Source organism: Bacillus cereus group sp. BfR-BA-01379 (assembly GCF_022663605.1).
Taxonomy (GTDB): Bacteria; Bacillota; Bacilli; order Bacillales; family Bacillaceae_G; genus Bacillus_A; species Bacillus_A mobilis.
The window spans coordinates 1-4,646 of record NZ_JAKUFT010000144.1; the positions used below are offsets into that span (position 1 = coordinate 1).

The following is a 4,646-nucleotide window of genomic DNA, read 5'->3' on the forward strand; positions in this document are numbered from 1 at the left end:
AAAATTCCTGCAAAAGCAGAATATGTAGCTATTATTCGTTTAACAATGGCTGGTGTTGCGAATCGAATGGGCTTTGCTTATGACGATATAGAAGATATGAAAATTGCTATTAGTGAAGCTTGTACAAACATTGTGCAACATGCATATAAAGAAGACGTTGGAGAAATTACAATTGTCTTTGGTTTATATGAAGATCGATTAGAAATTATGGTTGCGGATAATGGGGTTAGCTTTGATTTCAGCACTTTAAAAAGGAAAGTTGGTCCGTATGATATTAATAAACCAGTAGAACATTTGCCGGAAAATGGTTTAGGTTTATATTTAATCAATACGTTAATGGATGATATACAAATTATGCATGATGAGGGCATGACAGTTTTAATGACAAAATATATACAAAGAGAGCAGGTGGAGAATGATGGAAATCCAATCTCAACCTACAAATCTTGCTAAAGAAGACGTTATTAAACTAATTGCAGAGTTCCAACAAAACCAATGTGATGAAGCACAGGAAAGATTAGTTAATCACTATAAAAATCTCGTACATTCCATTGCATATCGCTATTCAAAAGGTGGACCGATGCATGAGGATATTATACAAGTAGGGATGTTAGGGCTCTTAGGCGCAATAAGAAGGTATGATTATTCGATAGGAAATGCTTTTGAGCCGTTTGCAATACCTACGATAGTAGGCGAAATAAAGAAGTATTTACGTGATAAAACTTGGGGTATTCATGTTCCAAGGCGAATTAAAGATTTAGGCGGGAAGATTAAACTTGCGATAGAGGAGCTAACAGATCATTTGCAACGTTCACCGAAGATTATAGAGATTGCAGATCATTTAGGACTATCCGAAGAGGAAGTGCTAGAAATTATGGATGCGAAAAATAATTATCGAGTATCTTCCTTAGATGATGTAGTTGAAAATTCATCTGATGGAAGTTCGGTAGCGAGAATTGAATCTGTAGGTGAAGTAGAGCAAGGATATGAAGAGACAGAAAGACGTCTCGTTTTAAAGGATATTTTTAACGTATTAAATGATACCGAAAAGAGTGTCATTCATTATATATTTGGAGAAAATTTAAATCAAAAGGATACAGGGGAACGGTTAGGTATTTCACAAATGCACGTTTCTCGTATTAAAAGACAAGCAATAAGTAAATTGAAGCAAGCGGCATTTTTAGATACATAAAAATTTAAAAGAATTATGTTTAAAACATGAGAAACGGGGTAGTTATTAAGTATAGGAGGAGATATAAAAATGTCACACGATGTGAAAGAACTAATCGAAGGATTGAATGAAGATTTAGCAGGAGAATACTCGGCAATTATTATGTATAACCATAATGCAGCTACAGTTTCTGGTATATATAGACAAGTGTTAAAACCTTTCTTTGAATCTGAAATTAGTGATGAACAAGGACATGCCCTATATTTAGCGGAGAAAATTAAGACGTTAGGTGGTACACCTACTACAATCCCTTTACCAGTGAAACAAGTAGAAGATGTTAGAGAAATGTTAGAATACGCTAGACAATCAGAATATGAAACAATTAAGCGCTATGAAACGAGAAAAGAACAGGCAGCGAAATTAAATATGACAGAGTTAGTTGTAAAGTTAGAAGATATGATCGCAGATGAAACAAATCATATGGAAGAATTAGATCGTCTTTTAAGTGACAAAGCAATGGTGTTAAATTAATAGTGAAAATTTATAGAGTGAAAGAACAAACTCTCATTTCTAGGGGGTTTGTTCTTTTGCTGTATAAATATGTTTGAGTAGGAAATTTTCATTTTATAACTGAGTGTGCAATACTAGAAAAATAGAAAAATGATAATCGATTTATATTTTAAATAAGAAAAGGGGAAATAACTTGTGTCCATTTTAATTGTCGATGATAATCCGGTGAACATCTTTGTAATTGAAAAAATTTTGAAACAAGCCGGATATCAGGATCTTGTATCGCTTAATTCTGCACAAGAGCTTTTCGAATACATCCATTTTGGAAAAGATTCTTCCAGGCATAATGAAATTGATTTAATACTATTAGATATCATGATGCCTGAAATTGATGGACTTGAAGTTTGTAGGCGATTACAAAACGAGGAGAAGTTTAAAGATATTCCTATTATTTTTGTAACAGCTTTAGAAGATGCGAATAAATTAGCTGAAGCGCTTGATATAGGCGCAATGGATTATATTACGAAACCAATAAATAAAGTTGAATTGTTAGCGCGTATGCGTGTAGCATTACGCTTGAAATCGGAATTAAATTGGCATAAAGAACAAGAAGAAAACCTTCGGAATGAACTAGATTTAGCTACACAAGTACAAAGAAACTTATTAAGTAGCCCATTACGAGAAGATCATATAAAAATTGAAGCAAGTTACTTACCTTCATTCAAACTAGCTGGAGATATGTATTATTGGTATAAAATCGATGAAAACCGCTACGGTATTATATTATTAGATGTGATGGGACATGGTATATCTGCTTCATTAGTTTGTATGTTTATTTCGTCTGTATTACGTGAAACGATTAAATGTTTAATCGATCCGGAACTTGTCATTAAAGACCTAAATAAATATATGACTCTTTTACATAATGAGAATGACAATATTCCATATTATTTTACAGCGATATACTTAGTAGTTGATACAGAAAAAAGAACCATTGAATATGTAAATGCAGGACATCCTGCTGGATATGTTTTAGTTGATGAAGAGAATGTAGTGGAACTAAATCGTGGGAGTTGTGCGGTAGGATTTTTTGATGAAATAAAAGTTGAAAAGACAGTTATATCTTTTGAGAAGAACGCTCAAATTGTATTGTTTACAGATGGTGTTCTTGAAGCAATTGCACATGATGAATTTGAGTCTGAAGAGAAATTACGTGCTTTTACAGAAAGAAAATGGGGAGATTTAGAAGAAGAGATAGAAGGGTTTTACAAGGAAGAACAGAAGAAAGCACAATCAGATGATATGTGCCTCATTATGATACAAACGAATGCGAAATAAAAAGCGTATGAAATCCAAAAAGAGGATTTCATACGCTTTTTATTGTATTTTTTGATAGATTTGTTCGTTCGGATTAAATTGAATATAATGCGGCATTATATGTGAAAAACGGAGAGTTTCTTTATTTCCTAAACATAGGAATCCGTTGTGACCTAAACTTTCATAAAATAGTTGCTGTACTTGGTTTTGAAGTTTACTTGTAAAGTAAATTAAAACGTTACGGCAAAGTATAATATGAAATTCATTAAAAGATTGATCAGTTACTAAATTATGCTGCGCAAAAATAATGTTTTGTAAAAGAGAAGGATTAAAATAAGCGAAACGATTATCTGTTGAATAATAGTTAGAAAATGCTTGTGTACCGCCAGCTTGTAAATAATTTTTCGTATAAGTTTGCATTTTATTTAACGGAAGGATACCCTGTTTTGCTTTTTCTAACACATTTGTATTCATGTCTGTTGCGTAAATAACAGCTTTTTCACTTAATCCCTCTTCATGAAGTAAGATGGACATGGATAATACTTCTTCACCAGTTGCGCATCCAGCGTGCCAAATTCTAATTTCGGGCTGCTTTCTTAATTCAGGAATCACATGCTCTCTGAGCGCTTTAAAAAAGTTAGGGTTACGGAACATTTCAGTTACATTAATGGAGAAATCATTTAATAACTGTTCTAAAAACCCTTCCTCATGAATTACTTTTTCAATTAACCTTGAAATGGTTGGGATATTAGAGAGCTGCATTCGATTACAAATTCTTCTATAAATAGATGTGCGAGCATATTGGCGGAAATCGAAGCCAGATAGTTTAAATACTGCTTCCAATAGTAATTCAATTTCTAAGTTCGTACGCTTATCCATATCTACAGATGGATCAAAATTATAATACTTATTTTCCACTTAAACTAAACCTCACTTATTTTATTAACCATACACTCATTACCGAATAGAGTTGATGTAAATTTAATGGTTTACTTATATAATCTGAAGCGCCAGCAGATAAACATTTTTCTTTATCATTTGGCATTGCTTTCGCAGTTAATGCGATAATAGGTATTTCGTGTAACCCTAAGTTCATTCGGATATGTTCCATCGTTTCATAACCGTCCATATTCGGCATCATAATATCCATTAAAATAAGGTCAATATTTGTATTGTTTTTTAGTATGTCCAAACACTCTATGCCGTTTTGTGCAGTAATAATGTTAGCATGTTGTTTTTTTAATGCATTTTGTAATGCAAATATATTTCGGTGATCATCATCGACAATTAAAATAGTTTTCTCTTGGAAGACGTTATTTGTTTCTGGCGTCACGATAGTTTCCTCAGCAACTTCAGCAGGAACAACATCTTCTATCGTTGCTGCAACTTCTAAATTGGATACTTGTGTATCAGTTAACCCATTTGGAAGGTTAGGAATATATACGGTAAAAGTACTACCTTCTCCTACATGACTCTCTAACGTAATCCAACCACCTAACAATCTAGCAAACTCTTTACAAATAGATAATCCTAAGCCTGTACCACCATATTTTCGAATCGTTGCGCCATCTGCCTGTTGAAAGGCTTCGAAAATAAGTTGATGCTGTTCTGTAGCGATACCAATACCAGTATCTTTTACCGAAATTGT

6 protein-coding genes are annotated in these 4,646 nt (G+C 33.1%); 4 read left to right on the top strand and 2 right to left on the bottom strand.

Features of this window, described 5'->3' with window-relative positions; genetic code table 11:
• The 4 genes from rsbW to MR113_RS26785 all read left to right on the top strand — a co-directional run.
• The coding region (gene rsbW / locus MR113_RS26770; protein WP_242257430.1) for an anti-sigma B factor RsbW at window positions 1-453 on the top strand (453 nt) is incomplete at its 5' end.
• Entirely contained in the window at window positions 416-1,192 is a 777-nt protein-coding gene (gene sigB, locus MR113_RS26775) for an RNA polymerase sigma factor SigB (RefSeq protein ID WP_242257431.1), read from the top strand. The genes rsbW and sigB, both read left to right, overlap by 38 nt.
• A gap of 69 nt (window positions 1,193-1,261) precedes the next feature.
• Window positions 1,262-1,702, top strand: coding sequence for a ferritin-like domain-containing protein (locus tag MR113_RS26780; protein WP_000017757.1), 441 nt, complete (start codon window positions 1,262-1,264; stop codon window positions 1,700-1,702).
• Between the two features lie 174 nt (window positions 1,703-1,876).
• Window positions 1,877-3,019 carry a fused response regulator/phosphatase gene (locus MR113_RS26785; protein WP_242257432.1) on the top strand — a complete coding sequence of 381 codons (1,143 nt, stop codon included), beginning with the start codon at window positions 1,877-1,879 and terminating at the stop codon, window positions 3,017-3,019.
• 39 nt (window positions 3,020-3,058) lie between these two features.
• Here the strand turns inward: MR113_RS26785 and MR113_RS26790 are convergent, their stop codons facing one another.
• Both MR113_RS26790 and MR113_RS26795 read right to left on the bottom strand, forming a co-directional pair.
• Window positions 3,059-3,916, bottom strand: a complete 858-nt coding sequence (locus MR113_RS26790; RefSeq protein WP_242257433.1) for a CheR family methyltransferase — start codon at window positions 3,914-3,916, stop codon at window positions 3,059-3,061.
• 16 nt (window positions 3,917-3,932) lie between these two features.
• On the bottom strand, window positions 3,933-4,646 hold a 714-nt coding region (locus tag MR113_RS26795), incomplete at its 5' end, for an ATP-binding response regulator (RefSeq protein ID WP_242257434.1).

Coding starts and splice junctions, on each gene's coding strand:
- sigB (WP_242257431.1), top strand. CDS start 416: ATGATGGAAATCCAATCTCAACCTACAAATCTTGCTAAAGAAGACGTT.
- MR113_RS26780 (WP_000017757.1), top strand. CDS start 1,262: ATGTCACACGATGTGAAAGAACTAATCGAAGGATTGAATGAAGATTTA.